At 60.7% G+C, this 23,241-nt stretch carries 16 protein-coding genes; 4 read left to right on the forward strand and 12 right to left on the reverse strand.

What is annotated here, in order from left to right:
• Window positions 1–7: 7 nt before the first annotated feature.
• The 3 genes from xylB to ACLH1I_RS01830 all read left to right on the forward strand — a co-directional run bounded on the left by xylB (window position 8) and on the right by ACLH1I_RS01830 (window position 3,530).
• Complete coding sequence (xylB, locus tag ACLH1I_RS01820) at window positions 8–1,471, forward strand: xylulokinase (RefSeq protein ID WP_085845942.1); 1,464 nt, start codon at window positions 8–10, stop codon at window positions 1,469–1,471.
• A 69-nt stretch (window positions 1,472–1,540) separates the two neighbouring features.
• Window positions 1,541–2,818, forward strand: coding sequence for a D-arabinitol transporter (gene dalT, locus ACLH1I_RS01825; RefSeq protein ID WP_069734087.1), 1,278 nt, complete (start codon window positions 1,541–1,543; stop codon window positions 2,816–2,818).
• Between the two features lie 49 nt (window positions 2,819–2,867).
• Window positions 2,868–3,530 carry an HAD family hydrolase gene (locus ACLH1I_RS01830; protein ID WP_117263287.1) on the forward strand — a complete coding sequence of 221 codons (663 nt, stop codon included), beginning with the start codon at window positions 2,868–2,870 and terminating at the stop codon, window positions 3,528–3,530.
• Window positions 3,531–3,784: 254 nt separating this feature from the next.
• On the opposite strand, the gene yegS is transcribed toward ACLH1I_RS01830, so the two are convergent.
• The 8 genes from yegS to ACLH1I_RS01870 all read right to left on the reverse strand — a co-directional run bounded on the left by yegS (window position 3,785) and on the right by ACLH1I_RS01870 (window position 17,670).
• Window positions 3,785–4,681, reverse strand: a complete 897-nt coding sequence (gene yegS, locus ACLH1I_RS01835; RefSeq protein ID WP_198079956.1) for a lipid kinase YegS — start codon at window positions 4,679–4,681, stop codon at window positions 3,785–3,787.
• Between the two features lie 242 nt (window positions 4,682–4,923).
• Window positions 4,924–6,285, reverse strand: coding sequence for a tRNA 5-hydroxyuridine modification protein YegQ (yegQ, locus tag ACLH1I_RS01840; protein ID WP_198079958.1), 1,362 nt, complete (start codon window positions 6,283–6,285; stop codon window positions 4,924–4,926).
• Window positions 6,286–6,602: 317 nt separating this feature from the next.
• The gene (gene baeR, locus ACLH1I_RS01845; protein ID WP_048295158.1) at window positions 6,603–7,325 is read right to left on the reverse strand and encodes a two-component system response regulator BaeR; all 723 of its coding nucleotides are present in this window, start codon (window positions 7,323–7,325) and stop codon (window positions 6,603–6,605) included.
• Window positions 7,322–8,818: a two-component system sensor histidine kinase BaeS gene (baeS, locus tag ACLH1I_RS01850; RefSeq protein ID WP_048295157.1), complete on the reverse strand. Its 1,497-nt coding sequence runs from the start codon at window positions 8,816–8,818 to the stop codon at window positions 7,322–7,324. Before baeS ends, baeR begins: the two co-directional genes overlap by 4 nt.
• Window positions 8,815–10,230, reverse strand: a complete 1,416-nt coding sequence (locus ACLH1I_RS01855; RefSeq protein ID WP_004201556.1) for an MFS transporter — start codon at window positions 10,228–10,230, stop codon at window positions 8,815–8,817. The genes baeS and ACLH1I_RS01855 overlap by 4 nt, the downstream gene beginning before the upstream one ends.
• Window position 10,231: 1 nt before the next feature.
• Window positions 10,232–13,309 carry a multidrug efflux RND transporter permease subunit MdtC gene (gene mdtC, locus ACLH1I_RS01860; RefSeq protein ID WP_198079960.1) on the reverse strand — a complete coding sequence of 1,026 codons (3,078 nt, stop codon included), beginning with the start codon at window positions 13,307–13,309 and terminating at the stop codon, window positions 10,232–10,234.
• Window positions 13,310–16,432, reverse strand: coding sequence for an MdtB/MuxB family multidrug efflux RND transporter permease subunit (locus tag ACLH1I_RS01865; protein WP_069135510.1), 3,123 nt, complete (start codon window positions 16,430–16,432; stop codon window positions 13,310–13,312).
• Window positions 16,432–17,670, reverse strand: coding sequence for an MdtA/MuxA family multidrug efflux RND transporter periplasmic adaptor subunit (locus tag ACLH1I_RS01870; RefSeq protein WP_198079961.1), 1,239 nt, complete (start codon window positions 17,668–17,670; stop codon window positions 16,432–16,434). The genes ACLH1I_RS01865 and ACLH1I_RS01870 overlap by 1 nt, the downstream gene beginning before the upstream one ends.
• A gap of 300 nt (window positions 17,671–17,970) precedes the next feature.
• On the opposite strand from ACLH1I_RS01870, the gene ACLH1I_RS01875 reads away from it, so the two are divergent.
• On the forward strand, window positions 17,971–19,245 hold the full coding sequence (locus ACLH1I_RS01875; protein ID WP_198079963.1) for a dicarboxylate/amino acid:cation symporter: 1,275 nt from the start codon (window positions 17,971–17,973) through the stop codon (window positions 19,243–19,245).
• Window positions 19,246–19,519: 274 nt separating this feature from the next.
• Here the strand turns inward: ACLH1I_RS01875 and ACLH1I_RS01880 are convergent, their stop codons facing one another.
• The 4 genes from ACLH1I_RS01880 to ACLH1I_RS01895 all read right to left on the reverse strand — a co-directional run bounded on the left by ACLH1I_RS01880 (window position 19,520) and on the right by ACLH1I_RS01895 (window position 23,204).
• Window positions 19,520–20,131 carry a helix-turn-helix transcriptional regulator gene (locus ACLH1I_RS01880; RefSeq protein WP_004201550.1) on the reverse strand — a complete coding sequence of 204 codons (612 nt, stop codon included), beginning with the start codon at window positions 20,129–20,131 and terminating at the stop codon, window positions 19,520–19,522.
• A 116-nt stretch (window positions 20,132–20,247) separates the two neighbouring features.
• Entirely contained in the window at window positions 20,248–20,388 is a 141-nt protein-coding gene (locus tag ACLH1I_RS01885; protein ID WP_004146563.1) for a small membrane protein, read from the reverse strand.
• Window positions 20,389–20,625: 237 nt separating this feature from the next.
• On the reverse strand, window positions 20,626–21,333 hold the full coding sequence (locus ACLH1I_RS01890) for a response regulator transcription factor (protein WP_198079965.1): 708 nt from the start codon (window positions 21,331–21,333) through the stop codon (window positions 20,626–20,628).
• Between the two features lie 14 nt (window positions 21,334–21,347).
• Entirely contained in the window at window positions 21,348–23,204 is a 1,857-nt protein-coding gene (locus tag ACLH1I_RS01895) for a sensor histidine kinase (RefSeq protein ID WP_198079975.1), read from the reverse strand.
• Between the last annotated feature and the right edge of the window lie 37 nt (window positions 23,205–23,241).

The following is a 23,241-nucleotide window of genomic DNA, read 5'->3' on the forward strand; positions in this document are numbered from 1 at the left end:
GGTGGCTATGTATCTGGGTATCGATCTTGGCACATCGGAAGTCAAAGCGCTGGTCATTGATGAGAACAATCAGGTTATCGCCAGCCATAGCGCGCCGCTGAGCATTCAGCGGCCTCATCCGCACTGGTCAGAACAATCGCCGGAGTTATGGTGGGAGGCGACGGAGTACCTGATGGCCACCCTACGGGAAAAATGCGCTCAGCACTGGTCGGCCGTCAAGGCGATAGGCCTCTCCGGACAGATGCACGGTGCGGTGCTGCTGGATGAAAAGGGGGAGACGATCCGTCCGGCCATTTTGTGGAACGACACCCGCTGCGCCGCAGAGTGCGCAGAGCTGGAGGAGATGGCGCCGGAGCTGCATCAGGTGGCGGGCAACCTGGCGATGCCGGGCTTTACCGCGCCGAAGCTGCTGTGGGTGCGTCGTCACGAGCCGCAAAACTTTCAGCGCACCGCCACGGTGCTGCTGCCGAAGGATTATCTGCGCTACCGGATGACCGGGAAGAAAGTCTCCGATATGTCGGACGCCGCCGGAACGCTGTGGCTGGACGTGGCGAAGCGCGACTGGTCCGACTCGCTGCTGGATAAATGCGGCCTGTCGCGCAGCCAGATGCCGACGCTGGTGGAAGGCTGTGAGGTTTCCGCCACCCTTGACCCGCAGGTGGCTGCGCGCTGGGGGCTGAACGCCTCGGTGGTGGTGGCCGGGGGCGGCGGCGATAACGCGGTCAGCGCCATTGGCGTCGGCGCGGTCTCGCCGGGGGACGCGTTTATTTCGCTCGGTACCTCCGGGGTGCTGTTTGTGGTGACCGACGCCTATCGTCCGGCGCCGCAGTCGGCGGTCCATGCGTTTTGTCACGTTCTGCCGAACCTGTGGCATCAGATGAGCGTGATGCTTAGCGCCGCCAGCTGTTTGCAGTGGTTCTGCCGCCTCACCGGCACCACGGAAGTGGCGCTGCTGGCGGAGATTGCCGAGCTAAGCGAGGAGGATAAAGCCAACGCGCCGTTCTTCCTGCCTTATCTCTCCGGGGAAAGAACCCCGCATAACGATCCTGACGCCCGCGGCATCTTCTGGGGCATGACCCACTCCAGCCTGCGTGCCCAGCTCGGCTACGCGGTGCTGGAGGGGGTGAGCTTTGGCATCAACGACGGCCTGCAGGCATTGAAAGAGAGCGGGACGCCGATCGCGCAGTGCTCGCTGGTGGGCGGGGGCGCCCGCAGTCCGTTCTGGGCCCAGCTGCTGGCCGATATTCTCGCTATGCCGGTGGTGACCCACAAAGGCGGAGAGACCGGCGGCGCACTGGGCGCGGCGCGGCTGGCCTGCCTGGCGACGGGCAAACCCATTGACGCGGTGTGTGAAAAACCGGAAGTCTGGCAGACCTGGCGTGCGGATCCTGTTCGCCACCACACCCTGATGCAACGCTATGCGCAGTTTAAGGCCCTGTATTTAAACGATCTGCACTATCGGCAGCACTAATTTTACCACCACAGCCGCTTCGTTGAACGTCGCGGAGCGGCCACCCTGTACCCTGAAAACGAGGTCATTATGTCTATCAATAATAAACAGTGGCTCGGTTTACCCCTGAACCTGCTCTGGGGATACATCGCCATTGCCGTATTTATGACCGGCGACGGTTTTGAATTAGCGTTTCTCTCACACTATATCAAAGCGCTCGGCTTCTCTCCGGCGGAGGCCTCCTTTGCCTTTACCCTCTACGGCCTGGCCGCCGCGCTGTCGGCGTGGATTTCCGGCGTGGTGGCGGAAATTATCACCCCGCTGAAAACGATGATGATTGGCTTCGTACTGTGGTGCGTGTTCCACGTGCTGTTCCTCGTTTTCGGCCTCGGTCACGCCAACTATGCGCTGATCCTGCTTTTCTACGGCATCCGAGGCTTCGCCTATCCGCTGTTCCTCTACTCGTTTATCGTGGCGATTGTCCATAACGTCAAAAGCGACAACGCCAGCTCGGCCATCGGTTGGTTCTGGGCGGTCTATTCCATCGGCATCGGGGTCTTCGGCAGCTATATTCCGAGTTTCACCATTCCGCATATTGGCGAAATGGGCACCCTGTGGCTGGCGCTGGCCTTCTGCCTTACCGGGGGGGTGATTGCTCTGGCTTCCCTGCGCCATATTCAAACGCCGCAGCATATGCAGAATCTCACCACCCGTGAGAAGTTTGCCGAGCTGGGACGCGCCGCGACGCTGCTCTATACCAACCGCAATATTCTGCTGTCGAGCATGGTCAGGATCATCAATACCCTCTCGCTGTTCGGGTTTGCGGTGATTATGCCGATGATGTTCGTTGATGAGCTGGGCTTCAGCACTTCAGAATGGCTTCAGGTGTGGGCGGTCTTCTTCTTCACCACCATTTTCTCTAACGTGCTGTGGGGCATTTTGGGTGAAAAACTGGGCTGGATGAAGGTGGTGCGCTGGTTCGGCTGCATCGGGATGGCGCTCTCCAGCCTGGCGTTTTACTACATTCCTCAGCACTTTGGCCATAGCTTTGCGATGGCGCTGATCCCCGCCATCGCCCTCGGGATCTTTGTCGCCGCCTTCGTGCCGCTGGCGGCCGTGTTCCCGGCGCTGGAGCCGAAGCATAAAGGCGCGGCCATTTCGGTGTATAACCTGTCGGCGGGGATGTCTAACTTTCTCGCTCCGGCGATTGCCGTGGTGCTGCTGCCGTTCTTCAGCACCATTGGGGTAGTCATCGCCTATACCGCATTGTACGTGGTGGCCTTTTTCCTCTGTGCGTTTATCCGCGTGGAGCAGCCGGGATTTTCCCACAAGGAAGCGACTGCCCGCGAGCAGGTTGAATTCTCTTAAGGTGATGTGGCTGGCATGGGCTCCATGCCAGCCTTAATGAGGTGAACGAATGAGTTTGCAGGCGGTTATTTTTGACATGGATGGCGTGATTATTGATTCCGAGGCGCTGTGGCGCCAGGCGCAGATTGACGCCCTTGCGCAGTGGGGAGCAACGGCGAGCGTGGCTGAGTGTGAAACCCTGACCAAGGGCAAGCGTCTCGACGAAATCGCCGACACCTGGTGCCGCTATTTTCAGCTTAACTTTGCCCCATCGCTGCTGGAAGAGGCCATATTGCAGCGCATCACCGGCCTGATTGCCGCCGATGGCGAGCCGATGCGTGGGGTGCAGGAGGCGTTAGGCTATTTTCGCGCTGCCGGCTATAAAATTGCGCTCGCCACGTCATCATCCCGCCAGGTTATCGCCGCCGTGCTGAACAAGCTTTCGCTCTGGCACTTTTTTGACGCGATCTCCAGCGCGGATGATGAACCACGCGGCAAACCGCACCCGGCGGTGTACCTCACGACGCTGCGGAAGCTCAATCTCAACGCCAGCCAGTGTCTGGTGATTGAGGATAGCTTTACCGGCTTTTGCGCGGCCCAGTCGGCGGGGATTGCCACGATAGTGATTGCAGAAGATAGCCAGCACGCGCGTTTCCAGGCCGCCGCTGGCCGCTATCAAACCTTACCTGAACTGCTGGAAGCGCTTAGCGCGGAGCCAGCGGCAGCGGTTTAAGTCAGCCATTTGTGGGCGCAGACATTCCCGGGATGTAGCTGGTCGGTTAATCTCTTCTCTGCGCTCACGCCCCATTCATCGCTTTAATTTGCGGGAAGGAGCCAGGGCGCTGCGCCGAACCGGTGTTTTGCCGGGTGGCGGCTGACCCGGCCTACATTGACTCATCGGATAGCGTGGCGCTTATCCGTGCTGATGAGATCTGTGTACCGCAGGCCCGGCAAGCCCAGCGCCGCCGGGCAGGATATCGGCCATCCTCAGCGCAACAGCGGGCAATCGGGCGGCAGCCGGCAGCGCAGGGCCGCCGGTAACAGCTCCATACGGAAGGTTTTGCCACTGAGCGGCTCGCCGTCGAGGTTAAACGTCATCTCATGGGGGGCGGTGATCTCAAACCACGAGGAGACGCCGTCGACAATATTCGGCGAGTTTTCCGGATTCGCCAGGGTGCTGAAGAGGGCAGGGATCAGCTCTTCGCCGGTGAAAATGCGCAGATGCAGCAGACCATCGTTAATCAACGCCTCCGGACATAGCTGCTGGCCGCCGCCCGCCTGGCGGCCGTTGCCGATGCCGATGACCAGCGCATCGCCCTGCCAGTGAAAGTTCTCCCCGCGGATCTCGCAGCGGTCCGGCTTCAGGGTATCCATGCGCATCAGGCCATGGATTAAATAAGAGACACCGCCAAGCGCGGCTTTGAGCTTTTCCGGCGTTTCGGTGGTGATCCGGGTGCCGAACCCGCCGGTCGCCATATTAATAAAGCCGGTCTTATCATTAACCCGGGCGATATCTATCGGCATATCGCGACCGACGATCGCCAGCTTGAGGGCGCTGGCCAGATCCTGTGGAATACCGACGCTGGTGGCGAAGTCGTTGGCCGTGCCCAGCGGTAAAATCCCCAGCGCCATGTTGCTGCCGCGCTCCACCAGCGCGGTCGCCACTTCATTAATCGTGCCGTCGCCGCCGCCGGCGATCACCGTTTCAACGTTCAGCTGCAGGGCTTCATCGATAAACCGCGCGGCATCGCCCTTTTCCCAGGTCACGCGGACGTGAATATCAATCCCTTCATCGCGTAACAGGTTAACCGCTTCGCGTAGCTGCGGTTCATTGGCACCTTTGCCGTTAAGGATCAGTAAGCTGGCAGGAAACGTAGACATCATCAAGGGAACCTTTATTGCTCAATGTTGCATAAAGTGTACCGCATGACGCAAGCGAAGGCCGGAAGAGAGGCAAAAAAATAAGCCCGCGTAAGGGAGATTACGCAGGCTAAGGAGGTGGTTCCTGGTACAACTAGCATTTATGGGTTATGTTTTTCAGCGAAATGGATGATACCTGTTTCGATCGAAACGGTATGTGATCCGATTCTAATATCCTTACATCGTGAAAAAATAACGCAAATTAACTAGTTACCGTGCGGGTTTCTGGTTGTCTGACCAGTAAAGTTGCGCATCAGCAGCGCATACTGCAGGGGCAGGTCGTCCGGCACAGGCAACCATACGGTATAGCCGTCGCCCGGGGCCACCGGCATGGCTTCGCCTTTGCCATTTTCCATGTGCTCGAGGGTGAAGTTGACGTTACCCTGCGGAGTCATCAGTTCAAGGCTGTCGCCAACGCTGAACTTATTTTTGACCGCCACTGCCGCCAGCGGGCCGTTCCGCTCCCCGGTGAATTCGCCGACAAACTGCTGGCGTTCGGAGAGGGAGTAGCCATATTCGTAGTTCTGGTAATCGTCATGGGTATGGCGGCGCAGGAAGCCTTCGGTGTACCCGCGATGGGCCAGCCCCTCAAGGGTTTCCAGCAGGCTGGTATCGAACGGTTTGCCGGCGGCGGCATCATCGATCGCCTTGCGGTAAACCTGGGCGGTGCGCGCGCAGTAGTAGAAGGATTTGGTGCGGCCTTCGATCTTCAGCGAGTGAACGCCCATCTGGGTCAGACGCTCAACGTGGGCGATAGCCCGCAGATCTTTCGAGTTCATGATGTAGGTGCCGTGCTCATCTTCGAAGGCGGTCATGTACTCGCCCGGACGTTTGGCTTCCTCGATCATAAAGACTTTATCGGTCGGTGCGCCAATGCCGAGGGTTGGCTCCACGGTCTGCACCGGAATCGGCTCATATTTGTGAACGATATTGCCGACGTCGTCCTCTTTACCTTCCGCCACGTTGTATTCCCAGCGGCAGGCGTTGGTGCAGGTTCCCTGATTCGGGTCGCGCTTGTTGATATACCCGGAGAGCAGGCAGCGGCCGGAGTAGGCCATGCACAGCGCGCCGTGGACGAAAATCTCAATTTCCATCTCCGGCACCTGGCGGCGGATCTCTTCGATTTCATCCAGCGACAGTTCACGCGACAGGATCACGCGGGTGAGGCCCATCTGCTGCCAGAATTTGACCGTCGCCCAGTTGACGGCGTTGGCCTGCACTGAAAGATGGATCGGCATATCCGGAAAGTTTTCCCGCACCAGCATGATTAAACCCGGATCGGACATGATCAGCGCGTCCGGACCTATCTCCACCACCGGCTTCAGATCGCGAATAAACGTTTTCAGCTTGGCGTTATGCGGGGCGATGTTGACCACCACATAGAATTTTTTACCCAACGCGTGGGCTTCATTGATGCCGAGCTGCAGATTTTCGTGATTGAATTCGTTGTTACGCACGCGCAGCGAGTAGCGCGGCTGGCCGGCATAAACGGCATCGGCGCCATAGGCGAAAGCGTAACGCATATTCTTCAGCGTTCCCGCCGGGGAAAGGAGTTCTGGTTTAAACATGGTGTTCTCGTTCTGATGACAGGTCAGATTCGCCGCACCGGGTGCGGCGAGTTGGGGAGTGTCCCCACATTAAGGGCGGGCATTGTAGCGCCGCGGCGAAGGGGAGTAAATATCAGATGGGTAACTTTCAGTATGGCTAATTTGTTTGCCATTTTGAACCTGGGCAGTGCTCACACTGACAGCACTCATAACGCCTGGTGGGATAGACGCTACGGAGTTTCCCGGGTTGCGGCGTAAACGCCTTACCCGGGTTACGGATTGCAGACGGCGGTGGACTTGTAGCCCGGCTAAGCGCAGCGCGAGCCGGGAAAGGCTCACTACGCCAGCCGGCAGGCGTCGGCTTCCCAGCGGTAGCCAACCCCGTACACGGCGCGGATAAACGACTGTTCGGCGTCCAGCGCCTCCAGCTTGCGCCGCAGGTTCTTGATGTGGCTGTCAATGGTGCGGTCGGTCACTACCCGATAGTCGTCATACAGATGGTTGAGCAACTGTTCGCGGGAGAAGACCTTCCCCGGCTCCTGGGAGAGAGTTTTCAGCAGCCGGAACTCGGCGGGAGTGAGGTCCAGCAGCTTGTCGCGCCACGAGGCCTGAAAACGGCCCTCGTCGACAATCAGCGGACTCTGCGCGTCCAGCGCCTGCAGGTCGCGCTGCGGCCTGCAGCGGCGGAGAATGGTTTTCACCCGGGCGACCACTTCCCGCGGGCTATAGGGCTTGCAGATATAGTCGTCGGCGCCAATCTCCAGCCCCAGCAGGCGGTCGATCTCTTCGATTTTCGCCGTCACCATCACCACCGGAACGTCGGAGAAGCGGCGAATTTCGCGGCACAGCGTCAGGCCGTCGGTACCGGGCAGCATCAGATCCAGCAGGATCAGGTGCGGCGGAGTCTGGCGAACGTAGGGCAGGACCTTGTCGCCATGGTTAATCAGCGTAGGCGCATAGCCGGCGGCCTGCAGATAATCAATCAGCAGCTGGCCGAGCTTGGGTTCATCTTCCACGATAAGAATGCGCGGGGTGTTTTCATCTACAGGCAATTCAGTCATACGTCTCTCGGTAAATCATGTTCCAGAGGTAACTCAACTTTAATGCTAACCCCGCCAAAAGGCGAATGGTCGGCACGCAGGGTGCCGCCGTGGGCCGCTACGATATTGAGGCAAATCGCCAGCCCAAGGCCGGAGCCGCCGCTGGCGCGGTTGCGCGATCCTTCCGCCCGGTAAAAGCGCTCGCACAGGCGGGCCAGCTGCTCATCGCTGACCCCGGGGGCGCTGTCGGCGAAGTCGATCACCAGCATCCGTCCGCTGCGGCGGGCGGTGATGTGCAGGCTGCCGCCGCTGTCGGTATAGCGCAGGCTGTTTTCCAGCAGATTGTTGAAGAGCTGCATCAGGCGGTCGCGGTCGCCGAAGATCATCGCCTGCTCCGGGAGCGACACCTGGATGCTCAGCTGCCGGCCGGCGAAGCGCTCGCGAAAAGCGCCTGCGGCTACCTCCAGCAGGGTGATGATATCCAGCGAGGTTTTCTGGTAGGCCAGCGCTCCCTCATCGGACATCGACAGCTGATGGAGATCGTCTACCAGCTTGGTGAGGGTGGCCACTTCAGCCTGCAGAGAGGGAATGGATTCAGGGGTAAAACGCCGGACCCCGTCCTGAATCGCCTCCAGCTCGCCGCGCAGCACCGCCAGCGGGGTACGCAGTTCATGGGAGATATCGGCCATCAGGTCGCGACGCATCTGCTGGTTGCGCTCCAGGGTGCTGGCGAGCTGGTTAAAATCCTGCGCCAGGCGGCCGAGCTCATCGCCGCCGGTCACCGTCACGCGGGTGGAAAAGTCGCCCGCCGCCAGCTTATGGGTGCCTTCCACCAGCCGTTTCACCGGCGCCAGCAGGCCGCGGGCCAGCGGGAAGGTGGCCAGCGCGGCAAGCAGGGTGGCGAGGGCGACAATCAGCCAGCTGGTGCGCTTCTGCTGCCGGTCGAAGTTAATGTCGGTATTGCGGGTTAGCCGCTCCACCGGCGAGGCGATCACTCTGCCTACCTCCACGCCGTTGACCATAATGCTGCGCTGGCTGCCGTCCTCCGGCACGCGCTCGCGGGGGCCCACCAGCACCCGGCCAGACTGATCGACCACCCAGAACATGGTGCGCCAGCCGTGGGGCGGCATTTCCGGCCTCGGGCGCGGGCCGTCAGGGGGACCATCCGGCGGCGGCCCATCGGGACCGGCGCCCGGCGCGTCCATCGCCCCCGGCTTCATGGCGTGCCCCGGCGGCGAGCGGTCGTCATTATCCCGTTCGAAGGTGCGCAGCAGCTGGAAGATAAAGCGGTCATTGTTGCGCAGAAACGCCCAGCTGCCGTGCTGGGCATACTGCTCGCTCAGCGCGTCGCTAAGCATGGTTAACCGCTGCTCATTGCCGCGCTTGATGTAATCGATAAACCCGCGTTCGAAACTGATGCGCACCGCCCAGTGCATGCTGATCAGCAGCACGATGCAGGTGGCGAAAATAGCGAGGAACAGCTTGCCGGTAATGCCCGGGCGCCAAAATTTCACGATCCACTCCTGTTGCGTCGACGGATGACGGTATTGCTGCCGACGTCATCCGGTACCCGGGAAAAGATGAGCGCCGGCAGGGCGATGATCGCCGCCATGCTCAGATAGGTATAGAGAAAGACCTGATGGGTGCCGGCGGCGTCGAGGCTCAGATGCTGCTGGCCGTACAGCCCCAGCAGCAGCCCGGCGATGGTCACGCCAATACTCATCGACAGCTGCATCACCATCGACAGCAGGCTGTTGCCGCTGCTGGCCAGATCGTCCGGGAGATCTTTCAGGGTCAGGGTATTCATCGACGAGAAGCGGCTGGCGTTGATCATCCCCTGCAGAAACAGGATCAGCGGCAGCGCGTAATACCAGCCCGCCAGGGCGCAAAACATAAACAGCAGGCTGACTGCCGCCAGCCCCAGAGTGCTGGCGACCAGCACCCGACGGTAGCCGAAGCGGTTGACCACCTGGACCACGATCCGCTTCATCCCCATGCTGCCGAGCACCATCGGGATCATCATCAGCCCGGCGTGGAAGGGGCTAAAACCGAGGCCGATCTGCAGGAACACCGGGGTCATAAACGGCAGCATGCCGCTGCCGATGCGCCCGGCGAAGCTGCCGCCGAGGCCAAGGGAGAAGGTGCGGTTGCGAAACAGGTTAAGGCTGAACAGCGCCCGGGCGTTACCGCGGGCGTGCCACAGGTAGAGCAGCAGGGCGGCGAGGCCGACGGCCACCAGTCCCGCCAGCCAGGCGGGGGAAATGCCGAGCCCTTTCTGGCCATCCAGCGCCAGGGTCAGGGTCGCCATCCCGGCCGCCAGCAGCACAAAGCCGGCGAGATCGAAGCGTCGGGTCTGCATGGTGTAGTTGGGCATCAGGCAGAGGGTGGCGATGGCGCCGACGATCCCCACCGGGATGTTAATGAGGAAGATCCAGTGCCAGGAGGCGTACTCCACCAGTACCCCGCCCAGCGCCGGGCCGAGCAGCGGGCCGACCTGGCCCGGCAGGGTAACGAAGGTCATCGCCGCCATGTACTGATCGCGCGGGACGATCTTCATCACCGTCAGGCGACCGACCGGCACCATCATCGCGCCGCCGATACCCTGCAGCACCCGCGCCATCACCAGCTGGTCAAGGGTGCTGGCCTGGGCGCAAAACAGCGATCCAGCGGTAAACAGCACGATGGCGGTAAAGAAAATATTGCGCACCCCGACCCGGTCGGCCAGCCAGCCGCTGGCCGGCAGCATCACCGCCACCGTCAGGACATAGGAGACGATGATCATATGCATATGCAGCGGACTCTCCCCAAGGCTTTTGGCCATCGAGGGGAGGGCGGTGTTGACGATGGTGGTGTCCAGCGACTGCATAAAGAAGCCGAACGCCACTATCCATAGCTGCCAGCGCACGCTGGCCGGGAGGTCTGTCATCTTATTCGCTTACCGGTTGAGTGGAATGACGCGAAAAACGCAGCCGCAAACGGTCAAAGAAAAGATAGACCACCGGCGTGGTGTAGAGCGTTAACAGCTGGCTCATCACCAGACCGCCGACGATAGTGATCCCCAGCGGCTGGCGCAGTTCGGATCCGTCGCCGCCGGAGAGCACCAGCGGCAGGGCGCCGAACAGCGCGGCGAGGGTGGTCATCATAATCGGCCGGAAACGCAGCAGGCAGGCCTGGAAAATCGCCTCTTCCGGCGTCAGGTTGCCGGTGCGCTGCGCCTCAAGGGCAAAATCAACCATCATGATGGCGTTTTTCTTCACGATGCCAATTAATAACATGATCCCGATAAGGGCGATTAGGCTGAACGGGGCATCGAATATCTCCAGCGCCAGCAGCGCGCCCACCCCGGCGGAGGGTAGCGTCGAAAGGATGGTCAACGGATGTACATAGCTCTCGTAGAGTATCCCCAGCACGATATAGACCGTGGCAATGGCCGCGAGGATCAGGATCACCTGCGCGTTCATGGTCTGCTGGAACACCTGAGCGGTACCGGCAAAGGAGCCACGTACGGTGGACGGCACCCCGAGCTGGGTCATCGCGCGGTTAATCGCCTCGCTGGCTTCCGACAGCGAGCGGCCGGTGGGCAGGTTAAAGGAGATTGTGGACGCCGCCGACAGCCCCTGGTGGTTCACCGACAGCGGGGCGTTGGCCGGCTGCCATTTGGCGAAGTAGGCCAGCGGGATCGGCTTGCCCTCGCTGTTGATGACAAACATCTTATCCAGGGCGCTGACGTCCTGGGTGTAGGCCGGATCCACCTCCATCACCACCTTGTACTGGTTAAGCGGCTGGTAGATGGTGGAGATCTGCCGCTGGCCGAAGGCGTTGTTCAGCAGGTTGTTGGCGTCCTGAACGCTGATGCCGAGGCGCGACATGGTATCCCGGTCATAGACCAGGTCCATTTCGGCGCCATTGTCCTGCTGATCCGAGTTGACGTCCGCCAGCTCAGGCAGCGCCGCCAGCGCTTTGCGGATCTTCGGCTCCCACTCGCGCAGCGCCGACAGGTCATCGGACAGCAGGGTGTACTGATAGCTGGCGTTCGACTGCCGGCCACCGACGCGGATATCCTGCACCGCCATCAGGAACAGGTTAGCCCCGGGCTCGTTGGCCAGCTTTTTGCGCAGCCGGTCGATCACCTGCTGCGCCGTCTCGTGGCGCTGGTCGCGCGGCTTGAGGGTGATAAACATCATCCCGCTGTTGACCCGCGAGCCGCCGGTAAATCCGGTGACGTTATCCACCGCCGGATCTTCGCGAATGATTTTCATAAAGTCCTGCAGCTTGCCGCGCATCGCCTGGAAGGAGATGCTCTGGTCGGCCTGAATGCCGCCCATCAGCACGCCGGTGTCCTGCTCCGGGAAGAAGGTTTTCGGGATCGAGATATAGAGCCAGACGCTGAGGGCGATGGTGCCCAGCACCACCAGGCCGGTCAGGCGGCTGTGCTTCAGCACCCATTTTAACGATTTACCATAGCCGCCCTGTACGGCCACCAGCAGGCGGCCAAAGCCGCGGTTGCGCGTCGGCTGGTGGGGTTTGCCGCTTTTCAGCAGCCAGCCGCACATCATCGGCGTCAGGGTGAGGGAGACCGCCAGCGAGATGCCGATCGCCACCGACAGGGTGACGGCGAACTCGCGCAGCAGGCGGCCCGGCAGGCCGCCCATCAGCAGCAGCGGTAGAAACACCGCCACCAGCGACAAGCTCATCGACAGGACGGTAAAGCCGACCTCGCGGCTTCCCTGCAGCGCCGCCTGCAGCGGTTTCATCCCCGCCTCCAGATGGCGGGAGATATTCTCCAGCACCACGATGGCGTCATCCACCACGAAGCCGGTGGCGATAGTCAGGGCCATCAGCGACAGGTTATTGAGGCTGAAACCGCATAAGTACATCGCGGCGAAGGTGCCGATTAAGGAAACCGGAACGGCGACGGCGGGGATCAGCGTGGCGCGTCCGGAGCGCAGGAACAGGAACACCACCAGGATCACCAGCGCCACCGAAATCACCAGCGTCTGCTCCACCTCCTCCAGCGAGGCGCGGATGGTCGGCGAGCGATCCTGGGCGATCTGCAGGTCGATGGCCGCCGGGATGGTCTGCTGTAGCTCCGGCAGGCGGGCGCGGATGCTGTCCACCGTCTGAATGATATTGGCTTCCGGCAGTTTGCGGATCATCAACAGGATCGCCGGCTTGGCGTTGGTCATCCCGGCGTTGCGCACGTCCTGCACCGAATCTGACACGGTGGCAACATCCCCCAGCCGCACCGCGGCGCCATTCTGGTAGTGGACGATCAGCGGCTGATAGTCGGCGGCGGTCTTCAGCTCATCGTTGGTATGCACCTGCCAGCGGTGGGCGCTGTCCTCCAGCGCCCCCTGCGGCTTGCGCACGTTGGCGTCGCTGATGGCGGTGCGCACCGCGTCCAGCGACACGCCCTGGTTGAACAGCGCCTGCGGGTTGAGGTCGACGCGCACCGCCGGCAGGGAGCTGCCGCCGACGTCGACATCGCCGACGCCGTCAATCTGCGCGATGGTCTGCGCCAGCTGGGTGGAGGCGAAATCATACAGCTCACCCTGGGAGTAGGTGTCGGAGGTCAGCGTCAGGATCATGATCGGCGCATCCGACGGGTTGGCTTTGCGGTAGGTCGGCCGGCTGGGCATCCCGCTCGGCAACAGGCTTTGCGCGGCGTTGATCGCTGCCTGGACATCGCGCGCCGCGCCGTTGATATCGCGGTCGAAGTTAAACTCGAGAATGATGCGGGTGCTGCCGAGTGAACTGGAGGAGGTCATCTCATTGACCCCGGCAATCCGCCCCAGGGAGCGCTCCAGCGGGGTGGCCACCGACGAGGCCATGGTCTCCGGCGAGGCCCCCGGCAGCGAGGCGCTGACCATAATCACCGGGAAATCGACCTGCGGCAGCGGGGCCACCGGCAGCAGCCGGAAGCCGAGAATGCCGCACAGGGTGATGGCCAGCGAGATGAGGATCGTCGCCACCGGGCGGTAAATGAAGAGGGCGAAAAACTTCACTTACGCCTCCTCTTCCTGACGCGGGAAGCGGCGCTTCAGGTGCAGCGACAGGCGGTCGAACAGCAGATAGATCACCGGGGTGGTGAACAGGGTCAGCACCTGGCTGAGCATCAGGCCGCCAACCATGCCGATCCCTAACGGACGCCGCAGCTCCGCGCCGACGCCTGTGCTCAGCATCAGCGGCAGGGCGCCGAGCAGGGCGGCGAGGGTGGTCATCAGGATCGGTCGGAAGCGGAGCAGGCAGGCCTGGTAGATCGCCTCCCGCGGCGGCATGCCCTGCTCGCGCTCGGCGGCCAGCGCGAAGTCGATCATCATGATGGCGTTCTTCTTCACGATGCCGATCAGCAGAATGATGCCGATGATGGCGATCACGTCCAGCTCGCTGCCCGCCAGCCACAGCGCCAGCAGCGCCCCGACCCCGGCGGTGGGCAGGGTGGAGAGAATGGTGATCGGATGGATAAAGCTCTCATACAGCACCCCCAGGACGATATACATCGCCACCACCGCGGCCACGACCAGCCAGACGGTGCTGCCCAGCGCCGACTGGAAGGCCAGCGAGCTGCCCTGGAACTGAGTGCGAATATCGCTCGGGAAATCCAGCGACTGTTCGGCGGTGAGGATAGCCTCTACCGCTTCGCCCAGCGAGTAGTTGTCCGGAACGTTAAACGAGATGGTGGTCACCGGGAACTGATCGAGGTGGTTCACCGACAGCGGGGTAAAGCGCTGCTCCACCGTGGCGATGGCGGTCAGCGGCACGATGCCGCCGTCGCTGCTGGTCAGGCGGATATTATCCAGCGCCGCCAGGCCCGGGGTCGCCTCGGTATCCTGCTCAAGCACCACGCGATACTGATTCGCCTGGGTGTAAATGGTGGAGATCAGCCGCTGGCCGAAGGCGTTGTACAGCGCGTTATCGACATCGGCCATCGAGATGCCGAGGCGGCTGGCGCTGTCGCGATCCACCTTGATATAGGCGGCCAGGCCTTTGTCCTGCCAGTCGCTGCTGACGTCGGCCAGCTGCGGCTGAGCCTGCAGGCGACTGAGCAGCGGCGGCACCCACGTGCTCAGCGCCTCGAGAGAGTTCGCCTGCAGAGTGAACTGGTACTGGGTGCGGCTCACCGTGGTGTCGATGGTCAGATCCTGGGTCGGCTGTAGATAGAGCGCCACGCCCGGGACACCGGCCACCGCCTGCTGCAGACGGCTAATCACCGTCTGGACGCGGTCGTCGCGTTCATCCAGCGGCTTGAGGTTGATCTGCAGGCGGGCGCTGTTCAGCGCCGGGTTGGTGCCGTCAACGCCGACGAACGAGGTCAGGCTCTCCACCGCCGGATCCTTGAGAATAATGTCGGAAACCTGCTGCTGGCGCTGGGCCATACTGGCGAAGGAGACCGACTGCGGCGCCTGGAGGGTGCCCTGGATAATGCCGTTATCCTGGATCGGGAAAAAGCCTTTCGGGATAAAGACCCACAGGAGGATCGACAGCGCCAGGGTGCTCAGGGCGACGCTGAGCGTCAGCCAAGGATGGTTCAGCACCCGGCTCAGCCAGCGGCCATAGACGGCGATCACCCGGTCGAAGAAGCGCTCGCTGGCCCGCGAGAAGCGGTTCTGCTTACGCAGCGATTCGTGGCTTAACATGCGGGCGCACATCATCGGCGTCAGGGTCAGGGAGACCACCGCCGAGATCAGGATGGCGACGGCAAGGGTAACGGCGAATTCGCGGAACAGGCGGCCAACGATATCGCCCATAAACAGCAGCGGGATCAGCACCGCGATCAGCGAGAAGGTGAGGGAGATAATGGTGAAGCCGATTTCTCCCGCGCCTTTCAGCGCAGCGGCCAGCGGCTTCTCGCCTTTCTCGATATAGCGCGAGATGTTCTCGATCACCACGATGGCGTCATCCACCACAAAGCCGGTGGCGATGGTCAGGGCCATCAGCGTCAGGTTGTTGATCGAGAAGTCGAGGAATACCATCACCGCGAAGGTGCCCACCAGCGACAGCGGCACCGCGACGCCGGGAATAATGGTCGCCGGCACGTTGCGCAGGAACAGGTAGATGATCATCACCACCAGGGCGATGGCCAGCATCAGCTCAAACTGGGTGTCGCGCACCGAGGCGCGAATGTTGGTGGTCCGGTCGGAGAGAACCTGCACCTTCACCGATTTCGGCAGGCTCTCGGTGAGCTGCGGCAGCATCTGGCGAATGCTGTCGGCGGTGTCGATGATGTTGGCCCCCGGCTGACGCTGGACGTTCATCACGATCGCCCGCTGCTGGTTGGCCCACGCCCCCAGCCAGCTGTTTTCGGCCCCTTGTTCGACGCTGGCGACATCGCCGAGCCGGATCGGCGCCCCGTTCTGATAAGCGATAATCAGGCGGCGGTAATCCTCAGCGGACTGCATCTGATCGTTAGCGGAAAGCGTTACCGCGCGGGCCGGGCCGTCGAGGCTGCCTTTCGCCGAGTTAACGTTGGCGCTGGTGATGGCGGTGCGCACGGTTTCGCTGGTCAGGCCGAGGGCGGCGATGGCCTGGGCGTTAAGCTTCACCCGCACCGCCGGGCGCTGGCCGCCGGCGAGGGTCACCAGACCGACGCCGGAAACCTGAGAGATCTTCTGCGCCACCCGCGTCTCCACCATATCCTCTACCTGGGTCATCGGGATCGCGGAGGAGGTAACGGCGAGGGTCATGATCGGCGGATCCGCCGGGTTCACCTTGCTGTAGACCGGCGGGTTGGGCAGATCGTTCGGCAGCAGGTTGGTGGCGGCGTTGATGGCCGCCTGCACTTCCTGCTCGGCAACGTCCAGCGGCAGGGTCAGCTGGAACTGGAGCGTGACGACCGAGGCGCCGCCGGAACTTTGCGATGACATCTGCTTAAGCCCGGACATCTGGCCGAACTGGCGTTCCAGCGGGGCGGTGATGGCGGAGGTCACCACGTCCGGGCTGGCGCCCGGATAGAGGGTGACTACCTGAATGGTCGGGTAATCCACCTCCGGTAACGCGGAGACCGGCAGAAAGCGGTAGCCGATGATCCCGGCTAACAGGATCGCTACCATCAGCAGAGTGGTGGCCACCGGACGCATAATAAACAGCCGGGACGGGCCGCCGGTGCGGCCTGGGGGTAACACCTGCATCAGGAACGCGCTCCGTGTTTACCGCTCTGGCGCGGGGCGGGCTGCGCCTGCTCGCTGCCGCTGGCGGTGACAACTTCCACTTTCGCCCCTTCGGTCAGGCGGTCAATCCCGTCGGTGACCACGCGATCCCCGGCGGAAAGCCCGGCGCCGATGACCACTTTCTGGCTGTCCTGGATCCCCGGGGTGACGCTGTGTTTGCTGACCTTATTCTCATCGTTCAGCACCCATACAAAATGCCCTTCGTTGCCCATCTGCAGGGCGGCGGCAGGGATGACCACCGCGTTCTGCTGGGTGTCCACCAGCAGGCGGGCGTTAACGAACTGGTTGGGGAACAGGGCGTCGTCCAGATTGCTGAAGCGCGCCTTCAGCTTGATGGTCCCGGTGGTCGCATCGATCTGGTTGTCGAGGCTCAGCAGCTCCCCGACGCTGATTTTCTGCTTATTTGTGCGGTCCCAGACTTCGACGCTGAGCGCTTTACCCGCTTTCTGCGCCTGCACCACCGTGGCGATGCTGTTTTCCGGCAGGGTAAAGACCACGTCGATCGGATGCGTCTGGGTGAGAACCACAATCCCGGTGGTATCCCCGCTGGAAATTTGGTTGCCGATATCCACCTGCTTTAACCCAACGCGGCCGTCGATCGGCGCGGTGATGCGCGTCCAGTCCAGCTGCAGCTGGGCGCTGGCGACGGCTGCTTCATCGGCTTTTACGGTGCCAGCGGATTCCACCACCAGCGACTGCTGGGTGTCGAGCTCCTGGCGGGAGACGAGATTGGTTTTCACCAGCTGCTGGTAACGGGCGAGATCGCGGCGGGCATTCGCCAGAGTGGCGTTATCTTTCGCCAGCTGACCCTGCGCTTGGGCGAGGGCGACTTTAAACTGGCTGGGATCGATCTGCGCCAGCAGATCGCCGGCTTTGACCTGCTGACCCTCCTGGAAGTGAAGGCTAAGCAGCTGGCCGTCGACCCGGCTGCGCACGGTGACGGTATTGGCTGCCGTCACGGTACCCAGCCCGGTGAGATAGCGCGGGACCGCTTGTTCGGTCGCGGTGGCGGCCTGCACCGGCGCCAGCGCGCCGCCAAAGCGGCCATGGCGCGCGCCACCCGGCCCCTGCGGACCCTGCCCGGCGGCGGGCGTCCCGCTGCCGCTCGTTCCACGATCGTGCCAGAACCAGTAGGCGGCCCCGGCGATAATCACTACCGCCAGCGCGGCGCCCCAACGACGTATGTTACTGCCTTTCATTAGTTTACGGTCTCATCCTGAAGCGTTTCGCTGAATGATACTAGTTTAGTGAGGGAAGGGGCCGTAAAAATGGAGGAATTATGAAAAGAAGGTTGAGAAATGTCTGGATAACGGCGGCGATGGCGGGCGGTCTCGCCGCTGATTTCCGGGGTGATATCAACTTTTAGTTTAAAAAAGTAAAAAATAGTTGTATCCGCGGGGGCTTTTATTAGATTTATGCGGTGAATAAATTAGTGCATTCTCATAATAACAAAATATGCACTTAAAAATCAACGTGTTAAATAATCAGGGGTCATTGCTGTGGCAAACGCAAACAAACTCACGCTCTTCATCGTCATTTTTATGCTGATGGGGATCCTCTCCGGCGCGGCTATCCATGACTACGCGACGCCGACTACCATCTCCGCCTGGGCAGACAACATCACGCTGCTGACCGATCTGTTTCTGCGCTTAATCAAAATGGTTATCGCGCCCTTGGTGTTCAGCACCCTGACGGTCGGGATCATGCGCCTCGGCGAGACGGCGACCATCGGCCGGGTGGGCGGTAAGGCGATGGTGTGGTTTATCACTTCATCGGTATTATCCATTCTCGTCGGGCTGGTGATCGTCACCTTCCAGCACCCGGGTGCCGGGTTGAACCTGACGGTACCGAAAGAGGCGGTGGATACCGGCCTGGCGGTCAGCGGCATGACCCTGAAAGGGTTCCTGTCGCATACCATCCCTACCAGCATCACCGAGGCGATGGCCAACAACGAGATCCTGCAGATCGTGGTGTTCTCGATGTTCTTTGGCATCGCCGGCGCGTCGCTGGGCGAGAAGTTTAATGCTCCGCTGGTGGCGGCCCTTAACGTGGTGTCGCACATTATGCTGAAGGTGACCGGCTATGTAATGTACGTTGCGCCGCTGGCCATCTTCGCCGCCATCTCGTCGGTGATTGCCTCGCAGGGGTTGGGGATTTTACTCAACTACGCTTCGTTCATCGGCGGTTATTACCTGGCGGTGCTGTTGACCAGCGCGGTGCTGATTGCCGTCGGCTATATGGTGCTGAAGAAAGAGGTCTTCCGTCTGCTGAACATGCTGAAAGATCCGGTGCTGGTAGCCTTTACCACCAGCAGCTCGGAAGCTGCCTATCCGAAGACCCTCGAACGGCTGGTGAAGTTTGGTTGTTCGCGCAATATCGTCTCGTTCGTTCTGCCGATTGGCTACTCGTTTAACCTCGTCGGCTCGATGGTCTACTGCTCCTTCGCCGCGATGTTTATCGCCCAGGCCTATAACGTGCCGCTGAGCTTCAGCGAGATTACGGTCATGATGTTGACCCTGATGCTGGCCTCGAAAGGCATCGCCGGGGTACCGCGCTCGGCGCTGGTGGTGCTGGCGGCCACTATCCCCAGCTTCCATATCCCGGTTGCCGGGATCCTGCTGCTGATGGGCATCGACCATTTCCTCGATATGGGGCGCTCCGCCATCAACGTACTGGGTAACGGCATCGCCACCGCTATGCTGTCGAAAAACGAAGGTCTGCTGACCGACGAGGAAGCGCAGCCGGACTGGCAAGTGGAGAAAGTGGAAGCCTGATCCTGCCGCGCCCTCGCGCAGAGGGCGCCATTCCACACCGAAAAAAAGACCCCTGACAGGCACGTCAGGGGCAATGTGACGAAGTATCAGTTTTCCTCGTAAATAGTCTTTTTTCTTATATAAAGGCGAGCGGTAACGTCTTTATACCGAGGAAGCGTCAGAGTTTAACGTTATGTCTGGCAGCGCTGGCGCTTTTTTAGCATCCTGTGGCTATTTTCGGATTTACGACAATATCGCCAGGCGAATATCTTATTCTCTTCTGCTCGCTATTTAGCTACCAGCGCTCTCGTAACAGATTCATAAACTGGAAAAAGTCATGGTTATTATTCAGACTGTATTTTTCCATAATCTTATTTTTATGATAGGCGGCGGTACGGGGACTGACGCGCTGCAGGGCGGCGATTTTACTCATATCCATCCCTTCGAGAATACCGTGCACCACGGCGGTCTGCGAGCGCGACAGCACGCGGTGCGGGCAGCTGGCGCAGCTGAGTTCCCGACCCGCGGCGTCGGTGGCTGACGGGCTCATACAATGCTGGAGCTCGCTTTTAATGATCGTCAGCAGTTGCGGAATACTGGCGGTTTTTAGCGAAACAAAAATAACCCCTTTCAGGCAGTTAATCATGAAATCATCTTCCGGCAACTGGTCGTAGCTGTGGAGGATAATCAGCGAACTGCCTTTTTTCCTGTTTTTAATCAGCGTATTGCACAGGTAGATTTCGCCGGGGATCACTTCGCAAATGATGATGTCTTCCCCTGACAGGTCATTATTACGCCAGGAAAAACGCGCCCGTATTTCGCCCTGCGTGAGGTCATTGACCATAGCCATCAGCGATTCACGGACAAAGGTATTGCGGGTGTTGATGGTGACATTAATGTTTCTCATGGCGTTATTTCCTTACGCAAAAACATAACGCCATGCTGTGACACATCCTCCGGGCCTATGCGGTGTGTTGACTGTATTAAAGTATCTACAATATGTTTTTATTATTCTAAAGTGAATTATTTACGACGCATTGAACGCTTATCGTTAAATGTAAATTTCTGCCGTCTCCTGTCTTTCAGATAGGAAATAAAACTGTATACAGAGATGCTGAAGAAAAAAATGCATAGCAATAAAACTAACCACGTTTGCATGGCCATTGTTTATACCTTGTTTGTGTTGCATGGTGTCAGAATTTGCCGCGAACGGCTAATACGTTTTGTTATATGCTTTTCTGTCCGATGAAAATCATACGACATCATCCTGATGTAGTAGCACTATAAGAAAGTTCTTAAGGTCATCGTCAGTCTCATTCCTCTCATTTCTCTCAGAAAATGAGAAAAATTAACACTTGCGAGTCATTCATATCCCGCGCGGCCGCCGACATGCCCCGTCGTTCAGGAGATAAAGGCCAGCCCCTTACCAAAGATTGCGCGTACGGGCAGATGGATCCCCTGCTGGCGAGCCTTGTGGCGCAGGCGGCTAACCACCACGTCGATACGGTGCAGGTCAGGCTCGCTTTCATGGGCAAACAGGCAAGCATGAAGCTCCAGTTTGCTACACACTTCGTTGCGATTGCGCATTAAGAGTTCCACCAGGCGATATTCCTGCTGGGTTAATTCCAGCGTCCGGGCGTCTGGGGAGATCAGTTTATCCTCATGCAGACGCCACAGTCCGGTGGCGGGAGCGGGAGCGGGGGCGGCGCTGGCCATCTCTGGCTGCTGGGGAGCCGGCCGATCCTGCTGCAGGCGGGCGCCGAGGGCGGTCAGGGTCTCCGCGAGATGGGCGAAGTTAACCGGCTTGATCAGATAGGCATCGGCCCCGAGGCTCAGCGCCTGCAGTTTATCCTGCTGTTGGCCGCGGGCGCTGACCACCACCAGACCGTAGTGCCCCAGCTCGTGCAGGTAGCTCAGCACGCTGAAGCCATCCTCGCCGGGCAGACCGATATCAATCAGCACGATGTCCACCGGATGGCTGTGCAGTTGCCGCCAGAAGGCCTCAGCGCTCCGCGTCCCCCATACCTCGAAGCCGCGATAGCCCAACCAGGCCAGCAGTTCATCCAGCAGATCGGGGTTATCTTCAATTATCGCCAGCCGTAAAGCCATGCGTTGTTCTCCTCTTAAGCAACCGTGGGGAGGGTGAGAATAAAGGTGCAGCCGTCCGGGCCATGCTCGGCCAGCCACAGTTTGCCATCATGAGCCTGCACGATCTGACGCGCAACATACAGTCCGAGACCGGTGCCGCCCGGCACCGGCGACGTATGTTCCCCGCGGCGATAGCGCTCAAAGATCAGTTCCGCCTGTCCGGCGGGGAGCCCAGGACCGTAGTCGCGAATGCGCAGCTCTGTTTGCCCGGCATCAGCGTGAATATCGATGGTGATTTCTCCCGGCGGCGAATACTTGACCGCGTTATCCAGCAGGTTAGCAATGGCGATGCACAGCAGGCCGGCATCGGCCTGCAGTTGGGGGCTTTCCACCGCGCCGTGATGGTGGATGTTCAGGTAGTGATCATGGGAGATGGCCACCACCGAGGCGGCCATGTTGATCACCGCCAGCAGGGCGGTCTGCTGGCGGTCGACGTGCAGATCGTGGGAGGCGAGGCGCGCGTCGGCGAGGCAGTTATCGGTGAGCTGTACCAGACGGGTGGTGGCGCGGCCGATGCGATCGAAGCGCGCCTCCTGGCTGGCGGAGGCCGCCGAGAGGCGGAGATTCTCCAGCGCCGCCTGGATCACCGCCAGCGGGGTGCGGAATTCGTGCGCCACCATGCCCATAAACTGCCGCTGGTGGAAGCTGGCCTCGCGCTCAATCTGCAGCTCGCGCGCCAGGCGCTGCTTCTGCTCCAGCTGGCGGTTTTCAGCCCGCACCCGCAGGATGGCAATGATCAGCACCGTAATGATGTGGACGATCAGCGCATACTGCCAGAGGGAATAGATCGCCATATGAAACGGGATAATGCCGTGGATCGACAGCTGCACCAACACCGCGGCGGCGACATAGAACGGCGGCAGGAGCCCCAGCAGGAGGGTGTTGCGGTCGATAGCTTTTTTGCGCCACAGCCACCAGGAGGTGAACAGCAGCACCGGGGTGATAATGATGAAGACGACCCCTTCAATCTGCATCGCGAGGCCGTAAAAACCCAGCGGAATACTGACCTGCAGCAGCAGGTTGAGCACCACGGCGGCGATCAGCAGCCGGTAAAGCCGCGGCATATTTTTCTTTAAATCGAATATCTCACTGTGTAGCCAGAGGGCGGTGGCATAGCTGAACAGCGAGAGGCTACTGATCATAAAATCCTGGAAGGGCAGCGCGGCGTGGCCGAAGAACCACTCCGGGAAGCCGTGCAGGGCAGCCACCAGCGGATAATTGAGCGAGAAGAAGCAGATGCCCCATAGCAGACGCCGGCGCAGGGCCAGGGCCAGCCACAGCGCCACGCCGCTGGCGACCGCCGCGAGACCAAAATAGAAGCTCCAGAAGGCGGTGTCGGCGGCGGCCCGTTGCACGTAGGCCTGCGGCGAGGAGAGCGAGGCCAGCAGGATCAGAGTGCTGGTGCTCTGCAGACGAAAGACTATCTCATAGCCGGCGGCGGTCGGCGGCGGAGGGAGGATCAGCACGCTTTCCCGATAGTGAAGATCGCTCTCGCGGGCCGGGTCGCGGTCGCCAAAGGTACGCGCTGTCCACGGCGCGTCGCTGCCCAGTGGCCGGTAATAGAGAGTCAGGTGGTCGACGAAAGAGGGACCAATCTGCAGCCAGCGCGACTCGCCGGCAAACCAATCACCCGGCAGCTCGCTGCGCAGCCACAGGGTTTTGCGTGAATAGCCGAAGGAGGGGATTTGCCGGGTGGTGGCGAGCCGGTCCACGGGCAGGTCGGCAAAGCGATCGATGGTCATCTGGCCGCTGTCGTCCGCGTACCATTCGACGGGAATATCCGTCCCCAGTTGTCGGGGCGCCGACTGCGCCTGCGGAGCGATCAGCAGCAAGAGCAATCCGCAGCTGACCAGCCAGCCTGCCAGGAAC

This window comes from Klebsiella sp. 1SOBk10mer, from assembly GCF_046602535.1.
In the GTDB taxonomy this organism is placed as follows: domain Bacteria; phylum Pseudomonadota; class Gammaproteobacteria; order Enterobacterales; family Enterobacteriaceae; genus Klebsiella; species Klebsiella quasipneumoniae.

Bases quoted from the DNA above. Each gene is read 5' to 3' on its own strand.
- ACLH1I_RS01885 (WP_004146563.1), bottom strand. From the start codon at position 20,388: ATGGCCATGCAAACGTGGTTAGTTTTATTGCTATGCATTTTTTTCTTC.
- yegQ (WP_198079958.1), bottom strand. From the start codon at position 6,285: ATGTTTAAACCAGAACTCCTTTCCCCGGCGGGAACGCTGAAGAATATG.
- ACLH1I_RS01890 (WP_198079965.1), bottom strand. From the start codon at position 21,333: ATGGCTTTACGGCTGGCGATAATTGAAGATAACCCCGATCTGCTGGAT.
- ACLH1I_RS01880 (WP_004201550.1), bottom strand. From the start codon at position 20,131: ATGAGAAACATTAATGTCACCATCAACACCCGCAATACCTTTGTCCGT.
- ACLH1I_RS01870 (WP_198079961.1), bottom strand. From the start codon at position 17,670: ATGAAAGGCAGTAACATACGTCGTTGGGGCGCCGCGCTGGCGGTAGTG.
- ACLH1I_RS01830 (WP_117263287.1), top strand. From the start codon at position 2,868: ATGAGTTTGCAGGCGGTTATTTTTGACATGGATGGCGTGATTATTGAT.
- ACLH1I_RS01855 (WP_004201556.1), bottom strand. From the start codon at position 10,230: ATGACAGACCTCCCGGCCAGCGTGCGCTGGCAGCTATGGATAGTGGCG.
- ACLH1I_RS01865 (WP_069135510.1), bottom strand. From the start codon at position 16,432: ATGCAGGTGTTACCCCCAGGCCGCACCGGCGGCCCGTCCCGGCTGTTT.
- yegS (WP_198079956.1), bottom strand. From the start codon at position 4,681: ATGATGTCTACGTTTCCTGCCAGCTTACTGATCCTTAACGGCAAAGGT.
- xylB (WP_085845942.1), top strand. From the start codon at position 8: ATGTATCTGGGTATCGATCTTGGCACATCGGAAGTCAAAGCGCTGGTC.
- baeR (WP_048295158.1), bottom strand. From the start codon at position 7,325: ATGACTGAATTGCCTGTAGATGAAAACACCCCGCGCATTCTTATCGTG.
- dalT (WP_069734087.1), top strand. From the start codon at position 1,541: ATGTCTATCAATAATAAACAGTGGCTCGGTTTACCCCTGAACCTGCTC.